The 22,379-nt window shown below is 59.1% G+C and carries 16 protein-coding genes; 9 read left to right on the top strand and 7 right to left on the bottom strand.

Features of this window, described 5'->3' with window-relative positions:
• Positions 1 to 294 precede the first annotated feature (294 nt).
• Positions 295 to 2,064: a chromosomal replication initiator protein DnaA gene (gene dnaA, locus AACP59_RS08885; protein ID WP_339350903.1), complete on the bottom strand. Its 1,770-nt coding sequence runs from the start codon at positions 2,062 to 2,064 to the stop codon at positions 295 to 297.
• A 438-nt stretch (positions 2,065 to 2,502) separates the two neighbouring features.
• Here dnaA and rpmH point away from each other — a divergent pair, with 438 nt between their 5' ends.
• From rpmH to AACP59_RS08845, 8 genes are all read left to right on the top strand, one after another.
• Positions 2,503 to 2,637, top strand: a complete 135-nt coding sequence (rpmH, locus tag AACP59_RS08880) for a 50S ribosomal protein L34 (RefSeq protein WP_033491033.1) — start codon at positions 2,503 to 2,505, stop codon at positions 2,635 to 2,637.
• Between the two features lie 24 nt (positions 2,638 to 2,661).
• On the top strand, positions 2,662 to 3,126 hold the full coding sequence (gene rnpA, locus AACP59_RS08875; RefSeq protein WP_370466008.1) for a ribonuclease P protein component: 465 nt from the start codon (positions 2,662 to 2,664) through the stop codon (positions 3,124 to 3,126).
• Positions 3,123 to 3,434, top strand: coding sequence for a membrane protein insertion efficiency factor YidD (gene yidD, locus AACP59_RS08870; RefSeq protein WP_297316924.1), 312 nt, complete (start codon positions 3,123 to 3,125; stop codon positions 3,432 to 3,434). The genes rnpA and yidD overlap by 4 nt, the downstream gene beginning before the upstream one ends.
• A gap of 2 nt (positions 3,435 to 3,436) precedes the next feature.
• Positions 3,437 to 4,459: a membrane protein insertase YidC gene (gene yidC / locus AACP59_RS08865; RefSeq protein ID WP_339350900.1), complete on the top strand. Its 1,023-nt coding sequence runs from the start codon at positions 3,437 to 3,439 to the stop codon at positions 4,457 to 4,459.
• A gap of 147 nt (positions 4,460 to 4,606) precedes the next feature.
• Positions 4,607 to 5,263 (top strand): Jag family protein, encoded by a 657-nt coding sequence (locus AACP59_RS08860; RefSeq protein ID WP_370466007.1) that lies wholly within the window; start codon positions 4,607 to 4,609, stop codon positions 5,261 to 5,263.
• A gap of 127 nt (positions 5,264 to 5,390) precedes the next feature.
• Positions 5,391 to 6,251 carry a 16S rRNA (guanine(527)-N(7))-methyltransferase RsmG gene (locus AACP59_RS08855; RefSeq protein WP_339350898.1) on the top strand — a complete coding sequence of 287 codons (861 nt, stop codon included), beginning with the start codon at positions 5,391 to 5,393 and terminating at the stop codon, positions 6,249 to 6,251.
• 1,939 nt (positions 6,252 to 8,190) lie between these two features.
• Complete coding sequence (locus tag AACP59_RS08850; protein ID WP_297316935.1) at positions 8,191 to 9,156, top strand: ParA family protein; 966 nt, start codon at positions 8,191 to 8,193, stop codon at positions 9,154 to 9,156.
• 5 nt (positions 9,157 to 9,161) lie between these two features.
• Entirely contained in the window at positions 9,162 to 10,835 is a 1,674-nt protein-coding gene (locus AACP59_RS08845) for a ParB/RepB/Spo0J family partition protein (protein ID WP_339350925.1), read from the top strand.
• A gap of 157 nt (positions 10,836 to 10,992) precedes the next feature.
• Here AACP59_RS08845 and trxB read toward each other — a convergent pair whose 3' ends face one another.
• Positions 10,993 to 11,934, bottom strand: a complete 942-nt coding sequence (gene trxB, locus AACP59_RS08840) for a thioredoxin-disulfide reductase (protein ID WP_297316920.1) — start codon at positions 11,932 to 11,934, stop codon at positions 10,993 to 10,995.
• A gap of 187 nt (positions 11,935 to 12,121) precedes the next feature.
• Between trxB and AACP59_RS08835 the strand changes: the two genes are divergently transcribed.
• On the top strand, positions 12,122 to 12,463 hold the full coding sequence (locus AACP59_RS08835; protein WP_339350897.1) for a hypothetical protein: 342 nt from the start codon (positions 12,122 to 12,124) through the stop codon (positions 12,461 to 12,463).
• Positions 12,464 to 12,495: 32 nt separating this feature from the next.
• On the opposite strand, the gene AACP59_RS08830 is transcribed toward AACP59_RS08835, so the two are convergent.
• The 5 genes from AACP59_RS08830 to AACP59_RS08810 form a co-directional block, all read right to left on the bottom strand.
• On the bottom strand, positions 12,496 to 13,740 hold the full coding sequence (locus AACP59_RS08830; RefSeq protein ID WP_339350895.1) for a D-alanine--D-alanine ligase family protein: 1,245 nt from the start codon (positions 13,738 to 13,740) through the stop codon (positions 12,496 to 12,498).
• Position 13,741: 1 nt separating this feature from the next.
• A complete protein-coding gene (locus tag AACP59_RS08825) occupies positions 13,742 to 15,037 on the bottom strand; it encodes an aminotransferase-like domain-containing protein (protein WP_297316917.1) in 1,296 nt (431 codons plus the stop codon).
• A gap of 127 nt (positions 15,038 to 15,164) precedes the next feature.
• The gene (locus AACP59_RS08820) at positions 15,165 to 19,334 is read right to left on the bottom strand and encodes a lipid II flippase MurJ (RefSeq protein WP_339350894.1); all 4,170 of its coding nucleotides are present in this window, start codon (positions 19,332 to 19,334) and stop codon (positions 15,165 to 15,167) included.
• Entirely contained in the window at positions 19,331 to 21,634 is a 2,304-nt protein-coding gene (locus AACP59_RS08815) for a DUF6049 family protein (RefSeq protein WP_339350893.1), read from the bottom strand. Before AACP59_RS08815 ends, AACP59_RS08820 begins: the two co-directional genes overlap by 4 nt.
• On the bottom strand, positions 21,631 to 22,347 hold the full coding sequence (locus AACP59_RS08810; RefSeq protein ID WP_297316914.1) for an NUDIX hydrolase: 717 nt from the start codon (positions 22,345 to 22,347) through the stop codon (positions 21,631 to 21,633). Before AACP59_RS08810 ends, AACP59_RS08815 begins: the two co-directional genes overlap by 4 nt.
• Positions 22,348 to 22,379: the final 32 nt, after the last annotated feature.

Here is a 22,379-nt window from a genome sequence, read left to right as displayed (position 1 = left end):
GTTCGTAGTAGTAAGACCGGTGGATTGTGTGGATAAGTTTTATTTTCCTTGCAAGTGGGTGGATAGTTTCCCGTCGAGAAAAGTGGATAAGTTGGTCAGCAAGTGTGCATAACAAATCGACTTGTCCACAAGCGTCAGAAAATCTAAAGTTATTCACATTTTTCTGGTGCTTATTCACGGAAAGTCCACCAGTTTTCCACGCCAGAATGGTGGGTTATTCCCAAGGATTACCCACATCTGGGGATAAGTGGGTGGAAAACTTTTTTCTTCCATCCCCAATGTGTCAGCGTGTCGTCAGGCATTGGCAGGCTGTTTCAGCCTGACCGTCAACTCCATGACGTAGTTGTATATTTCCCGCTTCTCCTGCATCTCGTTGGATATGCGGGTATAGGCATGCATGACGGTGGTGTGGTCCCTGCCTCCGAAAACCTCACCGATATCGACCAGGGACATGCTGGTCATCTCACGGGCCAGATACATGGCGATCTGGCGGGCCAGTGCGATGTTCTTGGTCCTGGTGCGCCCCACGATGTCATCAAAGGTCAGGTGGAAGTACTTGGCCACCTGGGTGATGATGTCGGTGGGTTTGATTTCCACGTCGGTCGAGAAGAAGTCCTGCAGGGTCTGCTCGGCCAGGGCCGAGGTGACCGGCTGGTTGTTCAGGCTGGCCACGGCGGTGACCCTGGTCAGGGCCCCCTCCAGTTCCCTGATGTTCTCAGTGAAGCGCTCTGCTATCAGATCCAGGACCTCATTGGGGATGCTGACCCCGTTCATCGAGGCCATCATCCGCAGGATGGCCACGCGGGTCTCCCTGTCCGGTGGCTGGACGTCGACGGTCAGACCGGAATCGAACCGTGAAATCAGCCTCTGCTCGAATCCCTTGAGGTTCTTGGGCGGCACGTCGGAGGCTATGACGATACGCTTGTTGGCATCGTGCAGGGCGTTGAAGGTGTGGAAGAACTGGTCCAGGGTGGCTTCCTTGCCCCCCAGGAACTGGATGTCGTCGATCAGGAGGACATCCACCTCCCGGTAACGTCGGTTGAATTCAGCAATCTGTCCGTTGCCCTGGGTCGAATTCTGCAGGGCGTCGATGAACTCGTTGGTGAACTCCTCGGAATTCACATACCGCACCCGCAGCGATGGATCCTTGACCAGGGCGTAGTTGCCGATGGCGTTGAGGAGGTGGGTCTTGCCCAGACCCGAGCTGCCATAAATACAGAGCGGGTTGAAGTTCTGCCCCGAGCCCTCTGCTACGGCCAGGGCCACGGTACGGGCGAACCGGTTGGAATCACCGGGAACGAAGGTATCGAAGGTGGCGTTCTTGTTGAGGTGGGTCTCCGGATCCCGTTCCACCTTGTTCTGGCCCATCGGGAACTGGGGGACCGAGAAGGGTTGGTGTTTCTGCGGCACGGCGGCTTCGCCATGGTATTCGCCCTCGTGCCGGCCTCCCGGGACCACGGAGGATTGTTCAGCCAGCTCAGCCTGCATGTCAAGGGTCATGGGCACGTAGGTGCCCTGGTGGAAGTCATCGCTCGAAATGATCGGGGTCTTTTGACTGGGGCCCAGATTGGAGCCCGCCTGGAACCCTGATCCATCCTGACCCTGTTGCCAGCCGACAGGGGTCTGTTGCTTGCCCTGGCCTGAATGGGTCGGCCGGGAGGGTTGGTAGGAAGGATAGGGATCCGGTTCATTGACGGGGCCGGCTTGGGTGGTGGGGATCTGTCTGAATTCCCCACTGCCCGCAGTCCCCGCCTGGGCGCCTTCGCCCTGGTCGGCATTGGCCTGCTGGGGGTAAACGATCTTGATGGCCGGGAACATCTCCTGGTTGGTGACCAGTTGAAGAGCATTGAAAAGGGGTTGGCTCAGCGGACCCTGAACGGCTTCCTGGGTTTCCCTGGAGGAGACACGAAGCACGATGGTGGTGCCGAAAACGGCCTCGGGGGTGATGTCCTCCAACCAGCCCTTGTCGCGCGAGGTGAGGGAATTGCTGTAACGGAGTACCTGCAGGACCGCGTCCCAGATTCTCTTGGCCTGGGATGTGGCATCCAGCGGATCCTGCGCCATCTCCAACTCCTCTCGGTGATACAGACCGTCCCCGGTGCGCTGCGTATATAAGGCAGCATTCCTACCAACAGACAGTAGACTATTGTTACACCGACTCAGTCAGGTTATCCACAGGGTAGCGTGTTGTTTTACGGTCGAATGTGAATAACAGTGATGTAATTTGTGGATAAGTCCGGTGTCTTCCCTCCTGTAATCATGGGCTTTATGGCAATCCGGAAACCATCGACTCCGTGATCTGGCGATCAGGGAATGTCTTCTCGAATTTGTCTTTCTCGACCAGGTTGTGGATTCGGCTCGACCAGTCACGAGACGGAAGAGGCAATGTGGCGAATTCGGAGCCGTTGCGTTTTGACTCGGTCCCGCCTGATGTGTACCGTGGTATAGCTTGACTCATGACGAGCCGTACTCGAGTATGACTACAACCAGGAGCGATTAATCATGAAGAGGACATTCCAACCCAACAACCGTCGTCGTCACATGAAGCACGGATTCCGCGCCCGTATGCGGACCCGTTCCGGCCGTGCGCTGATCAACCGCCGTCGGGCCAAGGGTCGCAAGTCCCTCTCTGCCTGAGTCGGACTTGACCTCCCGCAGAAGGTGGAACGGCTGAAAAGCCACCGCGACTTCACCACGGTGCTCAGACGGCGTAGGCGAGTCAGCAGTCATGATCTGGTCATCCATTACCTGGTACCTGATTCCGTGGCGGCTCTCTCACCTTTTGCCCCGGGCGATCAGGCGGAATGCGACGACCTGGCGCAGGACCGCCGTCGCATGGGGCTGGCTGTATCCAAAAGTGTAGGCAAGGCCGTCACACGAAACAAGGTGAAGCGCAGATTCCGTCAACTGGCCCGTGCCAAGGAGGATCTCCTCCCACCCTGCTGTGACCTGGTCATCCGTGCCAAGCCCGGAGCGGCCGAGGCCCCCTTCCTTGATCTGGACCAGCAGATGGACCGCCTTTTCCGTGATCTGGCCAGGAGGGTCCATACCGGAAGCGTGGTATCCGGTAATCCGGGAGGGCACGAAGAACCTGAGGCTGAATCCGGAGAGGCAGGTGCAGCATGACATCTCCCCTGACCGGTATGTTCACGGCCGCCATCCGTTGGTATCAGCGACATGTGTCGCCCCTGTCGCCGCCTCGTTGTCTGTATTACCCCACCTGCTCCCAGTACGCCCTGACGGCAATTCGGCGTTTTGGCGCTCTGAGGGGGTCCCTCCTGGCCCTTGTGCGCCTTTTGCGGTGCACCCCTTTCAATAGCGGGGGCATCGATGATGTGCCGCAGCGGTTTTCACCCTTCTATCGATTCTCATGGTCCAAGGCCCATGAAGAACCACGACTGACGCCAATGGTCTCGGACAAGGAGACGGCCTGACAATGTTCCAGAACAACGAAACCTTCACCTTCGATACGGGCATATATGGCTTCTTCTATAAGATCCTGCGCCCCGTCGAGTGGCTGATGACCTACATCATGGCCTACTGCCACAGGCTTCTGACCCTGCTCGGTCTACCCGAGGGGCCTGGTCTGGCCTGGGCCCTGTCGGTGGTCCTCCTGGTGGTTGTGGTCAACATCTGCGTCCTCCCTCTCTTCATCAGGCAGCTCAGGTCCATGCAACGCATGCAGGCCCTCCAGCCCAAGCTGATGAAAATCCAGAACAAGTACAAGAACAAGAAGGACCAGGCCAGTCGCGAAGCCATGAGTCGCGAGACCATGAAGCTCTACCAGGACAACCACGTCAACCCGGCGGGATCCTGTCTGCCCATGTTGGTCCAGGGCCCGGTCTTCATGACCATGTTCTACGTGCTTTCGGCCGTTCCCTTCATAGCCAGGGGGAAGCGGGATCCACTCGGTGCCTTCAATGTCGCAGTGGCCACGGAGTTCGAGGAAACCACCTTTTTCGGTCTGAAAATCTCCGACAACTTCATGTCGGCCCAGGGTGCCGGCAGGATCGTCATCGTGGTCTTCATCATTCTGATGTGCCTCGCCATGTTCTATTCCCAGTTCCACAACGTCCGGAAGAACATGCCGCGTTCGGCCATGCAGGGCCAGCAGTACCGGATGCAGCAGATGATGGCCTTCATCTTTCCCGTCATGTACATCTTCTCCGGCATCTACTTCCCCTTCGCCGTGTTGATCTACTGGCTGACCAACAACCTCTGGAACCTCGGGCGAACACTGTTCCAGGTGAGGCATATGCCGACCCCCGGGTCGCCTGCAGCCGAAGAGAAGCAGGAGCGTGATCACCGCCGTGAGAACGCCCGCCGCAGCCATCAGGGACTGCCCTCCCTGGAGGAGGAGGAACTGATGGAGGCCAAGCAGGCCGAAGAGGAGGCGAGGAGGAACAAGGGTGTATCCCACCAGCGCAGCCAGCCGAGTCGTAAGCGTAAAGGACGCTGATCCCGGATTATCGATTTCATCGGATTGATGATGTTCCGCGGTTGTCCCAACCGTGTATCCTCGATAGTGGACACTCGTTCTGAGGCGATTGAATAGTGTGGACGGACCAGTCACGGGCGAATGTAAACGCGTGTAAGGAGAGCATGGATGTCTCAGGAACAGGAAAAGACGATAGATCAGCTCAATGAGGAAGCGGATATTGCCGCTGACTACTTGGAAGGTCTTTTGGATATCGTCGATTATGAAGGCGATATTGAAATGGGTGTGCGCAATCATCGCCCCACGGTGCAGATCGTGGCCGATGATGATGCCGATATCAAGCACCTGATCGGGCATGACGGCGAAGTCGTGGATGCCCTTCAGCAGCTTACCCGGCTGGCTGTGCAGCAGAAGATGGGGGAACGGTCGCACCTGATTGTTGATGTGGATGGATTCCTCCAGCGCAAGCGGGAACTGCTGCGTGAAAAGGCCCTGGACGCGATTGACGAGGTGCGGGAGACCGGCGAGCAGGTCGATATGCCGCCCATGAACTCCTTCGAGCGCAAGATTGTCCATGACATGGTCCGCGAGGAGGGACTCAAGTCCCGGTCTCATGGGGAGGAACCCCACCGGTACGTTTCCGTCTATCTCAAGTCCTCCAGTCATCAGGACGATGATGTACAGGTCTATGATTCGATTGACCAGGCGCAACAAGTTGATACCCATCATCGTCACCACGTTCGCAAGCATGACGTGGAGGATGAGGTCGTTGAGGACTCGGATCCAGCTGATGACATCGACGTGGATTCCGCTGATGAGGAGTGACTCTTTCTGATTCAGGGGCCGGTGGTGCGTGAAACGACCGGTCCCCGGGTTTGCTTGGGCTTCTATAGCAATACCGGTAGGGTTTGTTCCGTTTCCATATTCGGGTCTATGAGGTTGGGAATCATGCATGACTGATGAAGAAGGTAGTGGCCACCGTATGGAACCGTCCCAGGTCGATGCATTGGAGGGGAATTCCCTTCTGGGGCAGGTTCTGGGCGATGCTCTTGAGCCCTTGCAGGTCTTTCATGACAAGCTCACCCGCGAGGGCATCGAGCGTGGAATCATCGGGCCCAGGGACCAGGGGATTATCTGGGAGCGGCATATCCTGAATTCCGCGGCGATCGTGCCTTTTGTCAAGGGCGCCATGAACGATGGTCTGGGTCCGAGGATCGCCGACATCGGATCCGGCGGCGGATTCCCGGGAGTTGTACTGGCTGCCTGCATGCCGGAGTGTCAGGTGAGTCTGGTTGAACCCATGGAACGCAGGGTTGTCTGGCTCCACGAAGTCATCGAGGAGATGGAGCTGAAGAACGCTATCGTTCTTCGCAAGCGGGCTGAAGAGGTCCTGCCTCGTCCTGAGAAGAGGACCAAACCGAACAGAGGCGGCGGGCGTCGTGCAATGGAACGTCGGCGTCATCATGGTAGGCTGGCCGGTTCTGATTCCGTGAGTGCAGATCAGAGAGTAGCTGTAATTGATCCACGTGGAGTGGATGCCAATGATGATAATCATGGCGAATATACGTTGCGACCCTATGACATGGTGACATGCAGGGCCGTTGCTCCCATGACCAAACTCTCAGGCTGGACCCTTCCCCTGTTGCATCCCGGTGGTCGGTTGATAGCCCTGAAGGGCAGATCCGCCCAGGCTGAAATCGATAAGGCGTCCAAGGAGATCAAGAAGAATCACGGTTGCAATCCTCGCGTCTGCGATGCTGCTGTAGGTCCAGGCCTTGAGGGTACACATGTGGTGCTGGTGGATAAGGCCTGAGGGTAATCCTTCAATAAACTACACTGATGTAATTCGTTTTCTGTCGCCACCAGAGTTCACCAATGCTCCGGCAGGAGCGTGGCAAGTATACTATAAATCAAACTGGCGCCTGTGTCTCGGTTTCGGTAATACAGAGATGGAGGTTTACGATTAGTACCAAGAATAGCTCGTTGTTGTTTTGCTGCCCCGCTCATGTGTTTCTTGTCGGATTACTGGAGTTGGTGTTGTACATCATTCATTAGCCGATTCCCATGGAAGACGGTTCATTGTTTGAAGACTATTTTCTGAGATACCCCAAGATAACTCAATGCTGCTTTGGATGAACTTCTCGAGGTTACCTTTCCCGTCCCGGTAGTAGATAACGGAGTTGAAGTGTCCACATCTTTCCTTTCGTTTTGTCCCATTAGTGCTAGTGATTCTGTAAACAGTGTTTCACGTGAAACATGTGATCACTTGAAGCCTTGGTGATGAGAAACTGTGTTGACTGTTTGTTTCTGTTGCTTACCAGTGGCTAGAGCAAGAAGCGTCATCTCGATTGAGAATCCAAATCTTGATTATCGAAAGTTGGGAATGTCCGATGTTTCACGTGAAACAACACTGGCCCTTTTCCTCTATACCTCGGCTAGGCAGGATTGTTTCGGCAGTGGTGGATGTCTGGTTAACTGGCTTTTCCGAATACACCGGTTTACCGGCAATGTGGCCGTTAACGGTAATGGAGTGATCTCATTCAGCAGATGTTCCACGTGAAACGAATTGTTAACCGCAGATAGGATGGATTCGAGGTAACCGAAGCGTAAGTAGTGCCGCTGTTCGCAGCATAACTGTCTAGCTTACCCACAGTGATTCAATTGGAAGTATCTCACCTCGCAGTATGTCAGTGAGTTTCAGCTGAAACACAAGCAAGTATGGTTTTCCTGTGGAGTCAACATGATTGTTCCTATATATCGGTCCGGATCGGAGCATATAGTGGTCTTCAAGTTCAGTGAAAGGCCAAGCGTCCGTAACCCTTACCTCAGGGCTGTTATGTTCAACTAGACGGTTCTGATGTTTCACGTGAAACTTCGAATGACAATAATTGCTCTGAATGGTGTTCACAGACTGAAGATCTGAAACCACACGGAAATGCTGTTTGGATCGTTATGTTTACTGGAAGTGAATTGAGGAGTTTGCTTCAATGGTTACAGCTGCGCCGGTGGTATATCAGACCAGGGTATGGTGCCTGCTCGGATGTTGGGGAGAAAAAAGAAGAAGTGATGCAATGATTTGGATATATTACCGCCGCTTACTATGTACGAGTGTCATAACTGTCGATTGATACGTTGATCATTCAGTGACCGGAAGTACCGCCAAGGTAAATATCGAATCGTCTATTTACCCCTTGATGAATCGAATGGAATGAATGCGATGGTGATCGTGGATAGTAATGACATAATCAATGTTTCACGTGAAACCAATCTGTTGATTCAAGGTTCGGCTTGAAGGAGTTCGATCCCAGCAAGGCAATCGGGCAGCAACTTGAATACGTCGGAAGTAAGAGGTACAAGAAATTCAGTGTGAGTGGACAAGAGAGCGTACGGGGAGGGATCGGTCTTGAGCGGTTCATTGAGGTGGCTAATTGTAAGTTATGCACAATCTTAGCGTCGCTCGGAACTTATCCACAATCGAACATTTGGTTCTTGGTTGGAGTACTCTTTGAACAGAGGATGCAATACATTCCAACGAATTTACTTACAGGGTTGGAAGTTGTGAGTCGGGAGAGGGTGGAAAGGCTCTCCACACTTATCCACAGTTATGCACAATGACTGTGCACAATTGTGGGTTTCCACATGTCCATGTGAGACGGGAAAATTGTGACAGCTATAAGGAGGGACGGTTAGTGTCTGTATCGAACAAGGTGGATTCAGGTTCTCAGGGAACCCCGGGTGCCGGTCATCGCAGTGTGATCGGGGCCGGGGGTGTCGAGACAGCCTCAGAAATCCTCAACAGGATTTTTTCGGATGCATCCGGTTCCTCGGCCGGGGCTGAGATGGCTGACCTGACTGCCAGGTATCAGGCTCTACAAAAGGCCACTTTTCCGCAGCCTGAGCAGACCAGGTTTATTGCAGTGGCCAACCAGAAGGGTGGGGTGGGGAAGACCACCACTACTGTCAATCTGGCAAGTGCTTTTGCTGAGTTCGGTTCTCAAGTTTTGGTCATCGACATGGACCCGCAGGGGAATGCCTCAACCGCGCTCGGGGTTCCTCATGAGACGGGAATACAGTCGACCTACGATGTGCTCGAGGGTCGTCACGGCATTGAAGAGGTCAAGGTTGCATCCCCGGGCTTCGAAACCCTAGAAGTCGTTCCTTCTTCAATCGATTTGAGCGGTGCTGAACTTGAAGTAGCAGATATGCCTGAGCGCAACCAGCTCCTGAAAAAGGCTCTGACCGACTTTTTGAGGGGAAGTAAGAAGCACTACGACTATATATTGGTCGATTGTCCTCCCAGTCTGGGCCTGCTGGTTCTGAATGCCATGTGCTCGGTGAACGAGGTTCTGATCCCTGTGCAAGCCGAGTACTACGCCTTGGAGGGACTGCAGCAACTTCTGCATACCATCGGGCTGGTTCAGCAATCATATAATCCGTACTTGGTTATTTCGACTATGCTCCTGACCATGTATGACAAGAGGACCTTACTCAGCAAGGAAGTCTTTGATCAGGTCCGAGAGCATTATCCCGAGATAGTGCTGAATACCACCATTCCCCGGTCGGTGAAGATATCTGAAGCCCCAAGCTTCCAGCAGAGTGTCATCACTTATGATCCCAGGGGAGCGGGAGCAATTTCATATGAAGAAGCGGCTTTGGAGATTGCACAGAGATCAAAGTGGGTGTTGAAACATATCGCCAACAGGAAGCAAGGGGAGTGAAAAGCATGGCAAGCCGGTCACGTTTAGGTAAGGGCCTAGGGGCTTTATTCCCTGCTCTCCCAGGTGAGGGGCCGACGAAGCAGGCCAAGACTTCTGACGATGCTACGGTTCAGCAGGACAATAAGACTGATACCTTATCGTCACGGCCCGGTACACGAGAACAGGTGGCAGCCCAGTCCGCAAAAACGGAAGCGAAACCTTCTTCAGGCGCACAGTCCAAGTCCAAGAAGGGCGGGGCGGCCACTGCAGGCTCGGACTCCAAGACCGCCGGAAAAGTGAAAGCTGGAGTCAGGACAACCACTCGTACATCCGCTGCAGCTCGAGGCAACGCAGACGGGGTGCCCAACGACGGCGCGAAAGCCGATACAACCGCCCCGCAGAGCACGGCAGGCACGAAGGAATCCAGTAAGAACGCAGCAAAGAAGAACTCCACCGCTGGCTCCGCAACTTCAACATCCGCCAAGGCAACAGCAGGCAGAGGGGCGAAGCCGGGGAAGGTTTCACGTGAAACATCGGTGTCGACCAAGGGAAGGAACACTCCAAGGATGCCGAATTTGGACAGCCTGAAACATCCGAGTGACCTCTTCTTCGGCCCAACCGTTACCGATGTTTCACGTGAAACATATCGGGAGGCAACATCTTCAGCAGAAGACAAGACGAGAAGCGGAAGTCAGAAGAACTTACCGGATGTGTCATCCGCATCTGCAGAAAAGAAGACCGCGGAACCCGTCGAGGCACCCCAGGGCGATGCGGCGGATGGCAATGAGCTGAAGCCTGTTCAAGGTGGATACCTGGTGGAGCTGCAGACCGATGAAATCCGTCCTAACGCCCAGCAGCCAAGGCATATCTTTGATGAAGATGAACTGCTGGAATTGTCCCGCTCCATCAAAGAAGTTGGTGTCCTTCAGCCCATCGTCGTCAGGAAGACAGCCAAGACAGTTGCTCAACCCACGCAGGAAAAACCAGTTGCCGGGAAGGGCGGAGGATCGGGAGACCGCCTTGCCGCCTATGAGATCATCATGGGGGAGCGACGATGGAGGGCCACTCAGCTGGCCGGTCTCACCAGCATTCCAGCCATTGTCAAAACCACATCGGACGACACCATGCTGCGAGACGCCTTGTTGGAGAACCTTCATCGGGTTGCCCTGAATCCTCTGGAAGAAGCCGCGGCATATCAACAGATGATTGATGAATTCGGCTTGACGCAGGATGGGCTTTCAAAGTCCGTTTCCAAGTCGAGGCCCCAGATAACCAACACCCTACGCCTCTTGAAGCTGCCCCCGAGCGTCCAGAAGAAAGTAAGTTCCGGTGTCCTGTCGGCCGGACATGCCCGGGCTCTTCTGACCCTGCCCACGGAAGAGGATATGAATGCGGTGGCCAACAAGATCATCGCCGAGGGTTTGTCCGTGCGCTCCACCGAGGAGTTGGTGGCACTGAAAACAGGTCAGACGAAACCGAAAACCAGGAAATCGCGGCCTGATATCTGGAATGATAGCCCGGTTCGCCAGAATCTGGAGAGCAGGTTCGATACCAAGGTTGCCATCAAGGGCACGAAGAAGCACGGAAGGATTGAAATCGTCTTCTCCTCGCCCGAAGACATGGATCGTATTCTTGCCATGCTGCTCAATGGCAAACAGGACGGTTCCAACCCACCTGATCAGACCGACGGTTGGGTCTGACAGGACAGAAGGACCCATCATCTACCCACGGCTTTCTGTCGCCAAGCCTGCAATGACGGTCTAGACGGCAGGCGGGGCGGTACACAATACCGGGCGCCTTGACCGGTGCACGGTCACAAGGCCCGCGGTATTGCAGGAAGACGGCTGTGGAGCCTTGTCAGCCTTCCAAGGTGTTGAGATACTCCTGAGCGTCCAAGGCTGCACGGCATCCCATACCTGCCGCGGAGATGGCTTGGCGATATACCTTGTCTGTTGCGTCTCCGGCGGCGAAGATTCCGGGGGTGGAAGTCTTGGTGGAGGCTCCCTGAACCAGAATGTAGCCATCGTCATCCAGGTCGACCTGTCCTTGCAGGAAACCGGTTTCGGGAATGAACCCGATGGCCACGAAGACACCATTGGCGGGGAGTGTGGTCTCCTGACCGGTGGTGGTGTTGCGTATACCGATCGAGGTGACTCCGTTCTCATCACCGTTGACCTTGGTGACGACAGAATCGAGGACAAAGTCAATCTTTTCATTGGCCTTGGCCCTATCGACCATGATCTTCGAGGCGCGGAAGCCCTGCCTGCGGTGGATGAGCCGGACGGAAGAGCCGAAGCGGGTCAGAAAGTCTGCATCACCCATGGCTGAGTCACCCCCGCCGATGACCACGATGGGTTTGTCCTTGAAGAAGAAACCGTCGCATGTGGCACAGTAGGAGACGCCCCGGCCGGAGAACTCGCGTTCTCCCGGAACATTCAACTTGCGATACTGGGAACCGGTGGTGACCACCACGGCCTTGGCCAGGTATTCCTGCCCGCCATCGGTGGTGACACGCTTGATCTTACCGGAGAAATCGACCGAGGTGACATCGTCATACTCGATTTGGGCTCCGAAGTGCTCGGCCTGGTCACGCATCTGTTCCATCAGGTCCGGGCCCAGAATTCCCTTGGGGAAACCAGGATAGTTCTCCACCTCGGTGGTGTTCATGAGCTGTCCGCCTGGTGTCAGGGCACCGGCGATGACCAGGGGGGCATATCCTGCCCTGCCAAGGTAGATTGCCGCCGTGTAGCCGGCGGGTCCGGATCCGATAACGATCGCATCATGAACGGTGAGAGTCATGATGACACTCTATCTGTGAAGCCTGACCGGTCGGCAAGCGGAGGGCGTAACAGCATTCCCCCCATTCCAGGGTCGATTTTTGGGAGGGTCAGCCTCACCCGGTTGAGGCTGACCCTCCCTCGCCCCCGAGGGTCAATCCGCACCGTGCTGGAACAATCCAAGCCAGGATGGGGGATATGGTTGTGGTATGGAGAAAACCATCATCGTGGCCATCATCACCAATCTTGGTACCCTGATTGTGCTCTTCTGGCTCCTGGCCAGGATACAGCGGCTCATGCGTGAGCATCCACCACAGGACCATGATGACGAGGACAAGGTCGATGATGGCTGGCACAGCTGGCGATTCTGGATGTCTCCTGACGATGACAAGACCGGCCAGGCGCACAAGTCGACTGAAGGTGGGGATGAGTTCAGGACCGACCCAGGACCGACGATGACGGAAGATGTGTCTCGAACGAGTCGGTCGACGGCAGAGAAGGACCTGAGGCGGAACAAGCCGTCCGGAGATGAAAGAGTCAGGTTCCAATAAGCAGAAGAGCCGTTCAAGGGCATCGGACCTGGTTACCGGCCTGATGGCGTAATGACAAGCCGGTAAGCCGACAGGTCGGCATGACCTGACGGGGGAACGGCCCGGTGCCAGGCTTCGGTCCGGTTCTGCCCCAGGACGGACTGCACCAGAGCTGTGTAGAGGTCAGGGAGATCGTAGCCGGCAGCCACGGCGGACTGGGGAAGAAGCGAGGTGTCGGTCATGCCGGGTGCCACGTTGGCTTCCAGGAACTGGGGCCTCCCCTGCCCATCGACAATGAAATCCGTGCGGGAGATATCACGCAGACCGAGGGCGTCGTGAGCGGTCAGGGCTGCCTCCTTGACGGCCTCCATGGCATGGGGGTCCAGCCGGGCAGGCACATAGAACTCCGTGGGTCCCGGGGTGGTCCTGGCCTCGTAATCATAGGTTCCCGAAGGGGTCCAGACCTCCAGGGGCGGCAGGATCAGCGGGTGTCCATCAAACTCGATGATGGAGACCGACACCTCGGTGCCGACGATCGCCTGTTCCACCAGGGCGACCTGCCCATAGCCGAAGCAGTTGATCAGGGCCTGGGGCAACTCCCTGCCCTCCTTGACCAGGGTGCATCCCATGGCCGATCCGCCCATGGTGGGTTTGATGAAGAGGGGGAGGCCCAGGGACTTGAGGAGAAGGTCGATAACCGGCTTGACGCCCAGCTCGCGGAACATGGATTCCGGCAGGGTTACCGAGTGCGGGGTGGTCAATCCGGCCATGCGGACCAGGTTCTTGGCGATGGGTTTGCTCCAGGCGGTCCGTGAAGCCTTGGCCCGGGACCCGATATAGGGCAGACCCGCCATTTCCAGGATGTCGCGGATGGACCCATCCTCGCCATTGGCACCGTGCAGAAGGGGCCAGACCAGGTCGGGGCGGGTCTTCTTGTCGGTCAGGAGACCAAGCAGATCTGAGTCCATATCGTGAGCACTGACCGTCCATCCAGCCTCTTCCAAAAAGCCTTGGACGCGGTGACCGGAACTCAGGGAGAAGTCGCGCTCATGGCTGAGACCGCCACAGATGACCATGATGGACTTGCTGCCACGCTTGCTGGCCTTCAGAGACAGGGACTGCACGTCCTCCCTGGTGGCGGGTGCGACTCCGATCGCGTGGCGTCTGGTGTGCCCGTGCCGTCCCGCCTTCTTGATATGACCGGCATCACCGGTCATCTTGGACTGCTTGCCCCTCATCTCGGAACGTCCTTCCCGATCCTCTGCCTGCTCGGGTGTCCTGCTGTGTCTGGCCGCCATGTCAGTCCCTTTCCCTGCCTGTGCCTGTGCCGGTCTCCGGTTCGAAGAGCCGCACAGTGTCGAGTTCGTTGTCGATGACCGTCGACAGCCTGCGGACGCCCTCCCTGATCCGTTCAGGGGTGGGGTAGCAGAAGGAGAGCCGCATGTGGTCGACCCCCTGCCCGTCATCATAGAAGGCCGTTCCGGAAACGTAGGCCACCTTGGCCGTGATGGCCCTGGGCAGCATGTCCTTGGCGTTGAGCCCCTCGGGAATCTTCAGCCAGATGTAGAAGCCCCCCTTGGGCTTGAGCCATGAGCAGTAGGGCAGGTACTCTTTCAGGGCCCCATCCATGGCATCGCATCGTTCCTTGTACATTCCCCGGTAGTCGTTGATCTGCGACTTCCAGTCGAAGTTGTCCAGATAGGTGGTGATGGTCATCTGGCTCATATTGGAGGGGCAGAGTATGGCTGATTCGTTGGCCAGAACCAGCTTTTGCCGGATTCCGGGAGGGGCCACCATCCAGGCCACGCGCATGCCCGGGGCGATGATCTTGGAGAAGCTGCTCAGGTAGACGATGCCCTCCGAATCGTAGGATCGCAGGGCCGGGTAGGTCTGCCCGTCGAAGGCCAGCAGGCCGTAAGGGTTGTCCTCGACGATCAGTACATGATACTTCTTGGCGATTTCCATGACCCTGGGGCGGCGCTCGCGGCTCATCGTGGCACCGGCCGGGTTGTGGAAGTTCGGGACCGTGTAGAGCATCTTGACCTGCTTGCCGGCCTTGCGCTGCTTGATGATGGTCTGCTCCAGGGCCTCGGGGATCAGCCCGTCCCCGTCCATGGCCACATTGACCACGTCGACCTGGAAGGACTGGAAGACACCCAAAGCTCCTACATAGTTCGGGGCCTCGGCCAGGATCACATCGCCTGGATCGCACATGATGCGGGTAATCAGGTCGAGCCCGGACTGGGACCCGTTGACGATGACCACATCGTCCGGCTGGACGTCCTTGATTCCCTCCAGCTCCATGATGGGCAACACATCCTCACGCAGGTGGGGGTCACCCTGGGCGGATCCATACTGCCAGGCCACCTGCCCCTGCTTGCGGAGCATTTCAGCCACCTGGTCGGCGAGCTCATCGAAGGGCATACGGCCCAGGTAGGGCATGCCACCGGCCAGGGATACCACCTCGGGGCGGTTGGCCACGGCGAAGAGGGCTCGAATCTCGGAGGCTCGCATTCCCTCGGCCCGCTTGGCATAGGAGCCGAACCAGGGGTCGTTCCTGATGACCTTGGATGGGATATTGATATCATCCGCCATGCTTGCATCCGCCTTCCTGGGCTCATTGCCGGGGCCGATAGGTGCCACGGCCGGGTAGGTTCATATGTATCGAAACTGTATTACCAATCGGCGCGCGGAACCAGGAAACAACCAACCACTCACCAATTCAGTACACGGTGACGGACGAGAAGTGCAGGGTGTTCCCCGGCATTCCATCCATGGGTACCCAGATGACCAGATCCTGGGTCGTTACCGGCTCCCGCAGGGTCACGTGGGTGGTCCCCGAAGGGTCGAAACTGAAGTCGGCCAGGGCCTGACCCTGGGTGGGTTGCGTGGCCGTGGCATTGGCGAAGATCTGCGCATGCCCGCCACTCTGGGGAATGGCGATGTCCAGTCTGGACACCTCCCTCGGTTCCGTCAGGTGCACATACCAACCGAAACCGGGGAGGCCTGCCGGTTTGTTGAGGAAGGTCTGACGGTCCACCGGGTAGGGGGTGGTGTTCTTGGGTGCACGGGGGGCGGGGACCGTGCCGACCTTCTTGTCGGTGCCATGAGAGGACTTCTTGGCAGGGTGATCGGCCTGTTTCCGGTTCTGGTCGGTTGCCTCATCGCCCTGCTTGTCCGGATTGGCATCGGCTTCCTGATGCTCGCCATCGGCGGACTCGCCGGGGAAGGGCACGTTCGACATGACCGGCCATCCGTCATCCTGTTTTGATCCTCTGGGGCGGTTGCCGACGGCGGTGACCAGGGCCCAGACCAGGGCCACAACGACGACCAGAATGGCGATGGTGATGACGACCGACCGGGTGGTGAAGCGTCCGAAGAGACGGGTGTCGGCCATGTCCCCATCTTCCAGGTCGTCGTCCGACTGGTCCCCGTCAGCGGCCACATAGGTAATGGGGGCGGGGATGGAGTGGGCCTCGGGTGTGAAGCTGGGTGGCAGGGGTTCCATGGCGGTGGTCTCCGGCCCCTCATCTTCCGCTTCCCCGGAGGATGGGTCTGTCCGGCCATCGAGGGCCTGGTCTCCGGCTGCTTCCGCCCCGGCAGCGGCGGAATCCCCACCGGTCCCATCCGCTCCCGGGCTGTCCTCATCGGCGGAATCCTTTTCGGGCTTCTGGAAGTCCCACTTGGAGAAGCCAAGTTCGACCGGGTCGTCGGAGGTGGTGTCGGTGCCCCGGATGCCCGCATGACCCTGGTCCGGCATGACGGCCGGCATCCTGCCGGTCACGGCCTTGGACTCCTCCAGGTTCCGGGGTGAGGCACCCGTCCGCAGGTTGCTCACATCCATGGGGAGGGTGCGCTGGGGCCGGTTCCTGTTGGCATTCTGACGCTGTCTCTCGTCGAAGAGGGAGAAGAGGTCGGTGTTGGTGTCCTCCGGATTGATCATCTCGATTTCGCTGCGCCCGGGGAAGAGGAGCTGATTGGCCTCCCAGTGCGGCTCATCCTGGGTCATGGTCCGGGCGGCGGGCATGTCGGTGCCCGTCAGTTCATTGGGAAGTGGGAGCACGTAGGCAGAATCGGCCTGGCGGAGGGGGACCGTTTCGATTGAGGCGCGGCCATCCAGATCGGGCCAGATCAGGTCGGTGTCGGTCAGCTCCTCCGGCGGTGCCCAGGGGCTGAGCAGGGCTGACAGCTCGGCCAGGGTGACCAGGGGGATCGGGTGTACACCCTCGGCCTGGCTGATGCCCAGGCCGCGCTCGCAGATGATTCTGAACTCTTCGGGGGTGTCCTTGGGCAGGGAATCAAGATTGTAGTCATCACCCGAATGGTCCGGGTGGCCGGTCAGCATGGCATACAGGACGGCAGCCAGTTGCCGGATGGTCAGCTCCTCCCTTGTCAGGTCCTGCCCGCTCTTGGACCTGGGGGAATCCGCAATCATGGGGCCGATCGGAGCGTCTGCCAGGATGACCGAGGACGGGGAGAGCCGAATGGTTGTGGTTGAAACGGTGTAATCGGTCAACCCCATCTTGCCCAGAGCCCGCATGGACTCGGTGGCCTCTCCCAGGATGGTCCGCATGGCCTTGTGGCTCAGGGTCTCGGCGGCCGGTCCCTGCATGTAGTCCCGGAGAGCCATGCCGGCATCGGGTGCGGTGACGATCAGGGAGATCCCGTCCCTGGTATGGAGCTGGTATACCGGGGTGAAGCGCCGGTCCTTCCTCAAGGCCAGACCTGATGCGGTTGTGTTGATCAGATCGGTGGAGGAGGAATCGTTGACGATGAAGAGTTGGCAGTCCCTGTCCAGCGCTTTGTCGTGGGCGCGCCAGGCACTCAGTCCTGAGGCTCGACGAAGAATGGTGACCAGGGTGTATCTGGCGAGAACGGTATCTCCGATATGCGGTTTCATGGCTTCAGAACTCTCATGAAGGGTGGAGCGCCGCTCCCGTGGGGCGGCGCCAAGGTCAACGGGTGGGGCACCCCCGGAATTGCCGGTCTGCAACTCTGGAACCCTCTTCTGTGGGGTGTCCACGGGAACAATTCTAACCGGCTCCCGGCTGTGTGTAGGCTCTTCCAGGTCACCTGTCGCGGTTTCTCCATCTGATGGAAGGGCATCTTCCTCCTCGAGGTTCTCCATGGCGGCCTCCAGCCCGGCCTCGGTGGAGTCCGGTGATGAGGACCGGACCAGCCGGGCCGACTTGCCGGTACGGTGGGAGGATTGCTCCGCCAGGTCATCGAGGCTCTGGACCGGGTGGGCGGTCGACCTGCCCAGTCTGGCAACCAGAGTGGTCAGGAGTCGGGTGAATTCGGTGGTCTTCAGGGCAATGAGGACGCACGAGTAGACCAGGCCCACCACCAGGGTGATGATGATGCAGATCAGGACGGACTGGACCCAGCTCATATGCCCCTGACGTCCCTGGACCCAGGCTCCGACCAGATGGGTTACGGGCGTCTTGAGGAGGAGGGCGGCGGCCAGGGCCAGGAGGGAGGCCAGGAGGGCCTTGGCGTAGGTGGTCAGGATCCGGCGGCCGTCCAGATGGCCATGGAAGGGTCTGCGCAGCATCCTGGCCAGGACGGGGAAGCTGAGGATGTTGCTCAGGGCCAGCGTCGCCCCCACCAGGGCCGTCCAGTAGCGCGGGGGCGAGAAGCGGATGGCCACCAGAACCAGGATGACCTGGATCATGTTGGAGACGGCCGCGAAGATGAATGGGTGGCGCCCGTCTTCGAAGGCATAGAAGGTGCGCTGGATGAGCAGGAAGGCGCTCATGGCCACCAGGCCCAGGGAAAGCCCCAGCAAGGGGCCTGAGATCAGGACGGCCTCGTGGATGCCGACCGAGGGCAGGAGGGCCCGGGTGATGGGGACGGGGATGGCCAGCATGACCGTGCTGAAGAAGAACATCATCAGGCCGACGTTGCGCAGGGCCTGGCTGAGCTCCTCCCGGGCGTCGTCGATGCGTCCGTCCGAGATCGACTTGGAAAGGCGGGGGAAGATGGCCGTGCTGACCGAAACGGCGATCAGGGAATAGGGCAGGATGAAGAGGGTGTAGGCGTTCTGATAGGACCCGTTGCCGGCTATGTCGAAGGGGTTTCCCTCCAGGGGGGCGCCGTTGGTGATCCTGGCGTTGACCACGTTGGCCAGCTGGTCGATGATGACGACACCCAGGCTCCAGGCCGCCACCGATCCCATCGACCGCAGGCCCATCCCCCGCAGGCCCCACCGCGGCCGGTAACGGAACCCGCTCATGACCAGGGGGATGAAGAGGATCAGCGCCTGGAAGGCCACGCCAAGGCTCCATGCGCCGGCGGTCAGGGCCACCTTGCCGTCATCCCAGAAGGTGACGGGCTGTTTCTGGGCATTGCCGAAGAGGAGGATGAATGCCAGGAAGCCCAGGCAGCTGATCAGGTTGGCGCCGACCGAACTCCAGGCATAGGCCGTGAACCGGCCCTTGGCCGCCAGGATCTGCCCCAGGACCGTATAGAGCCCGTAGAAGAAGACCTGGGGCATGCACCAGAGCGTGAAGGAGTTGGCCAGGGCCCTCTGGGCCGGGTTCCACTTGGAGTTCAGATAGATGGATGTCAGGACCGGGGTGGCCAGCATCAGGATCATGGTCAGTCCGGCAAGGAGGACCATGGAGACCGTGATCAGCTTGTTGAGGCGGTCGGCGGCGTCCTTTTCCTTCAGGGTCCGGACGATCTGGGGCACCAGGACCGCGTTGAAGATGCCCCCGGAGATCAGGGTGAACATGACCTGGGGGATCATGGCCCCGGTCTGGTAGGCATCCGCGGCGATGCCTGTGGTGCCGATGGCCGCGGCCAGGAGGATGGTGCGGATCTGTCCGGTGATGCGGGAGGCCGCGGTACCGGAGGCCATGATGACTGAATTGCGGCCCACGGAGCTCATTCGTCTGGATCCTTCTTGCGGTGGAACTGCCGCCAGAGCCCCACCATGCCGAGCAGGACGGCGATGACCACGATGATGAGACCGCTCATGTCGCTCAGGCGGAGGTTGCTGGTGATGCGTGCCCTGCGTGTCTGGCCGAATGGTTTGCCGTTGCGGTCGATCAGGGTGATGTCGACGTTGGCCTGACCTGCCGTGGCCACCCTGACCTTGAAGGTGACCTGGGCCTCGGAGCGGGCGGGGATGATGGTGTCGGCCGTGCGGGAGGTGACGATCTCCATGGAGTCCGTCTTGGCGCTGACCCGGGCATAGACCGGATAGGGGTGGTTGTTGCTGACCGTGACCGGCATGGAGGCCGTTTCGCTCACCACGGTCAGGGACTCACTGGGGGTGATGCGGATTCCGTCCAGAAGCCGGTCCGATACGGCCCGGGCCTGGTCGGCCAGGGCCGGCGCGGACTTGGTGCCGCCCAGGGCGTGCAGGGCCAGGCAGTCGTGGGCCTTGGTGATCCGCTGGAGCCAGTTGGTGGGATCCTTGGATTGGCGGGCGGTCGTATCCGCATCCTGTCGCGCCAACGCCTGACTGTCTGACTTCCCGGTGGTGGCACTGGCCGTGGGCTGTGAGGATGATGGGGCGGCCAGGATGGCGTTCGAGAAGCGGGTGATGTCCTGGCGGCTGTTCGTCAGCGAATCCAAGGTGCCGACGGTACTGGAGTTCTGCTTGCTGTCCGATTCCCGGTTCTCCTGGAGCCGGGAGGGGCCGAGGCTGTAATCGGCGGCCTTGTCGAGTGAGTCCAGTGAGCCCAGGGAGATCCAGGGGGCATGCTCCAGACCGGCCATGATCTGTTCAACCTGCTGGGAGTCCTGGTCGGTGTCGAAGCAGACCATCAGGTCCCTCTGGTCGTAGGGCTGTTCCATCTGGTAGAAGGCGCTCTGGGCCATGAACCGGGCGACCTGGCCGGCCTGCGTCTGTTCGCCCGTGGCCTTGGTGGAGGTCGGGTTGCCTTGGGCCAGGTTGCTCAGTTCCCGCTGGGCCGAGAGTATGGTGACCTGGCCGGCCTGGGTGTTGACCGTGAACTTGCCGGTGTGGGCCGAGGCCCCCGCACCCGCTTCGAATCCACGGGGGGCGATGACGTGGGTGTACCCGGCCTTGCGGGCCTCGGTGACGGAGTCCATGGACCATTCCTGCCGACCCTGCCAGGCGTAGGCACGGTCGGTCTCCACCTTGCCCTGGTCAGGGAAGGTCCTGGCATAGAGGTCGGTGCCGGCCTTGGTGCTCCATGATTCCGGGGCGATGCCGGCCTGGATGTACCGGTTGGGGTCCTGCCCGGCGTAGGTGCTGATATCGAAATCGGCCGGTTGGATGAGACCGTTGACTCGGGGATGTTCGTTGAAGGCCGTCAGATAGGTCGGGTCGGCCAGGACCTGTAGGGCCGAATGCCTGGTCAGGAGCTGCCTCTGGGCATCCTGGGTCTTGGTGGCCTGGCGGCTGAGGGTGATCACCTTTCCCTCGTTGGCCGCAGTGGCGGTTTGGTCCTGTTCATCCGGGGTCTTGGTGGCGGGCGGGGAGGCGGAATTCCCACCATTTTTGGCGGACTCGGCCACGGCCTCATCGGTCTGGGTCATCAGGGCCTTCATGCTCTTTTCCTCCACCGTCCAGCCTGTGGTGGTCAGGGGGAGGACCATGGTCATCGACATGGCCGGGGTCCCGGCGTTGGGCAGGCCATCCCAGGTCCTGGTCAGGAAGGTCCAGGTCTCCGCAAGGACCTGATTGTCCTTGCCGGTCAGGGTGAGGCGGACGGGCTTGGGGCCCCAGGTCACCATCTTTTTCAGGGCCGTGTTGTCGGCGGCGGCGGCGACGGTGACGTCGGCGCTCTGGCCGGGCTTGATGGAATCCAGATGCCTGCTGTCCAAGTCGTCCGGGGTGGGGATGCGGGTCCGGCCCTCGGACCAGGACTGCATGTCGGTCCGGGAACTGAATGAGTAGAAGGCGTTGGTTCCGACCGAAAGGGTGGAATCCCGCAGCTCCTGGCTCTCCGTGTTGGTCACGGTCACCCTGAGGGTGTACCCGGACCTGTCGGTGACGACCGGGGTCGATGATTTGAGACTGATCTGGGCCTGGTGCTGGTGTTCATCGTCCTGGGCGGCCACGGCAGTCGGCAGGGCCATGCCCAGGGTCAGAGCCAGGGCGAGGAGGAATGTCCCCAAGGTCGTAATCCAGGAACCCACCCGTCTCGTCCACCGCTGGCGGGTACGGGTCGACTGGGGTGTGCGCCGCCCAGGGCGCAGTGGGCTCTCGGTCATATCTCTTTCTTGTACTTCCTTGCGTACAGCCAGGCGATTTTCCGCTCGTTGGGGTAACTCAGCACCGAGGCCAGATCCGAGAAGTCCACCCAGATGGCGTCTTCAGCCTCATGGTCAGGGTCGCCTTCCACGCTCAGGGTTCCGCCGATCATCTGCAGGACGAAATGATGCACCAACTTGTGGACCCGTTGGTTGGTCCCGGTGAACCAATAGTCTATCGTGGCGATCGAATCGGTCACCTGCCCCAGGATCCCGGTCTCTTCGTGCACTTCGCGAACCGCGGTCTCCTCCGGGGTCTCCCCCCTTTCGATGTGCCCCTTGGGCAGGCACCATTCCAGGTGGCCCGATCGGGAATGGCGGGCGATGATGGCCACCCGTTCCCTGGAGTCGAAGATCAGGCCACCCGCCGAATACTCCCTGACCACGGGCAGTTCCTGGGCATCCAGGGAGGCGAAGGTGATCGGTTTGCCCGCGCTCTTGTGGCGAGGCATCAGGGCGGGTGTGGGTGCGCCCTCCGCGGAATCGTCCGGTTCATGGTCTTCCCGGGCCAGGTGGCGCCCACGTATGAGGGGGTCCAGGGTTTCGCCGATCGAATACAGGAGGGTGGACTCAGGATCGTCCCCGAGCCCTTCCGCGCCTGGTCTGCGGGCATGGCCGTCCGCAGAATCGGCGCGGTGCGACAGCATGCGCGCAAGGTCTGCGGGCGTAATCATAATTCCACTTTACGTAGGTTAATGTGCAGGTG

It is taken from the genome of Bifidobacterium indicum, from assembly GCF_036987015.1.
GTDB lineage: Bacteria > Actinomycetota > Actinomycetes > Actinomycetales > Bifidobacteriaceae > Bombiscardovia > Bombiscardovia indica.
The sequence above is the reverse complement of the archived record's forward strand: the minus strand, read 5'-3'. Positions and strand labels throughout refer to the sequence as shown.

Coding starts and splice junctions, on each gene's coding strand:
- AACP59_RS08810 (WP_297316914.1), bottom strand. CDS start 22,347: ATGATTACGCCCGCAGACCTTGCGCGCATGCTGTCGCACCGCGCCGAT.
- AACP59_RS08860 (WP_370466007.1), top strand. CDS start 4,607: ATGTCTCAGGAACAGGAAAAGACGATAGATCAGCTCAATGAGGAAGCG.
- AACP59_RS08820 (WP_339350894.1), bottom strand. CDS start 19,334: ATGAGCTCCGTGGGCCGCAATTCAGTCATCATGGCCTCCGGTACCGCG.
- AACP59_RS08855 (WP_339350898.1), top strand. CDS start 5,391: ATGACTGATGAAGAAGGTAGTGGCCACCGTATGGAACCGTCCCAGGTC.
- rpmH (WP_033491033.1), top strand. CDS start 2,503: ATGAAGAGGACATTCCAACCCAACAACCGTCGTCGTCACATGAAGCAC.
- AACP59_RS08830 (WP_339350895.1), bottom strand. CDS start 13,740: ATGGCGGCCAGACACAGCAGGACACCCGAGCAGGCAGAGGATCGGGAA.
- dnaA (WP_339350903.1), bottom strand. CDS start 2,064: ATGGCGCAGGATCCGCTGGATGCCACATCCCAGGCCAAGAGAATCTGG.
- yidD (WP_297316924.1), top strand. CDS start 3,123: ATGACATCTCCCCTGACCGGTATGTTCACGGCCGCCATCCGTTGGTAT.
- AACP59_RS08825 (WP_297316917.1), bottom strand. CDS start 15,037: ATGGCGGATGATATCAATATCCCATCCAAGGTCATCAGGAACGACCCC.
- yidC (WP_339350900.1), top strand. CDS start 3,437: ATGTTCCAGAACAACGAAACCTTCACCTTCGATACGGGCATATATGGC.
- AACP59_RS08845 (WP_339350925.1), top strand. CDS start 9,162: ATGGCAAGCCGGTCACGTTTAGGTAAGGGCCTAGGGGCTTTATTCCCT.
- AACP59_RS08835 (WP_339350897.1), top strand. CDS start 12,122: ATGGAGAAAACCATCATCGTGGCCATCATCACCAATCTTGGTACCCTG.
- AACP59_RS08815 (WP_339350893.1), bottom strand. CDS start 21,634: ATGACCGAGAGCCCACTGCGCCCTGGGCGGCGCACACCCCAGTCGACC.
- trxB (WP_297316920.1), bottom strand. CDS start 11,934: ATGACTCTCACCGTTCATGATGCGATCGTTATCGGATCCGGACCCGCC.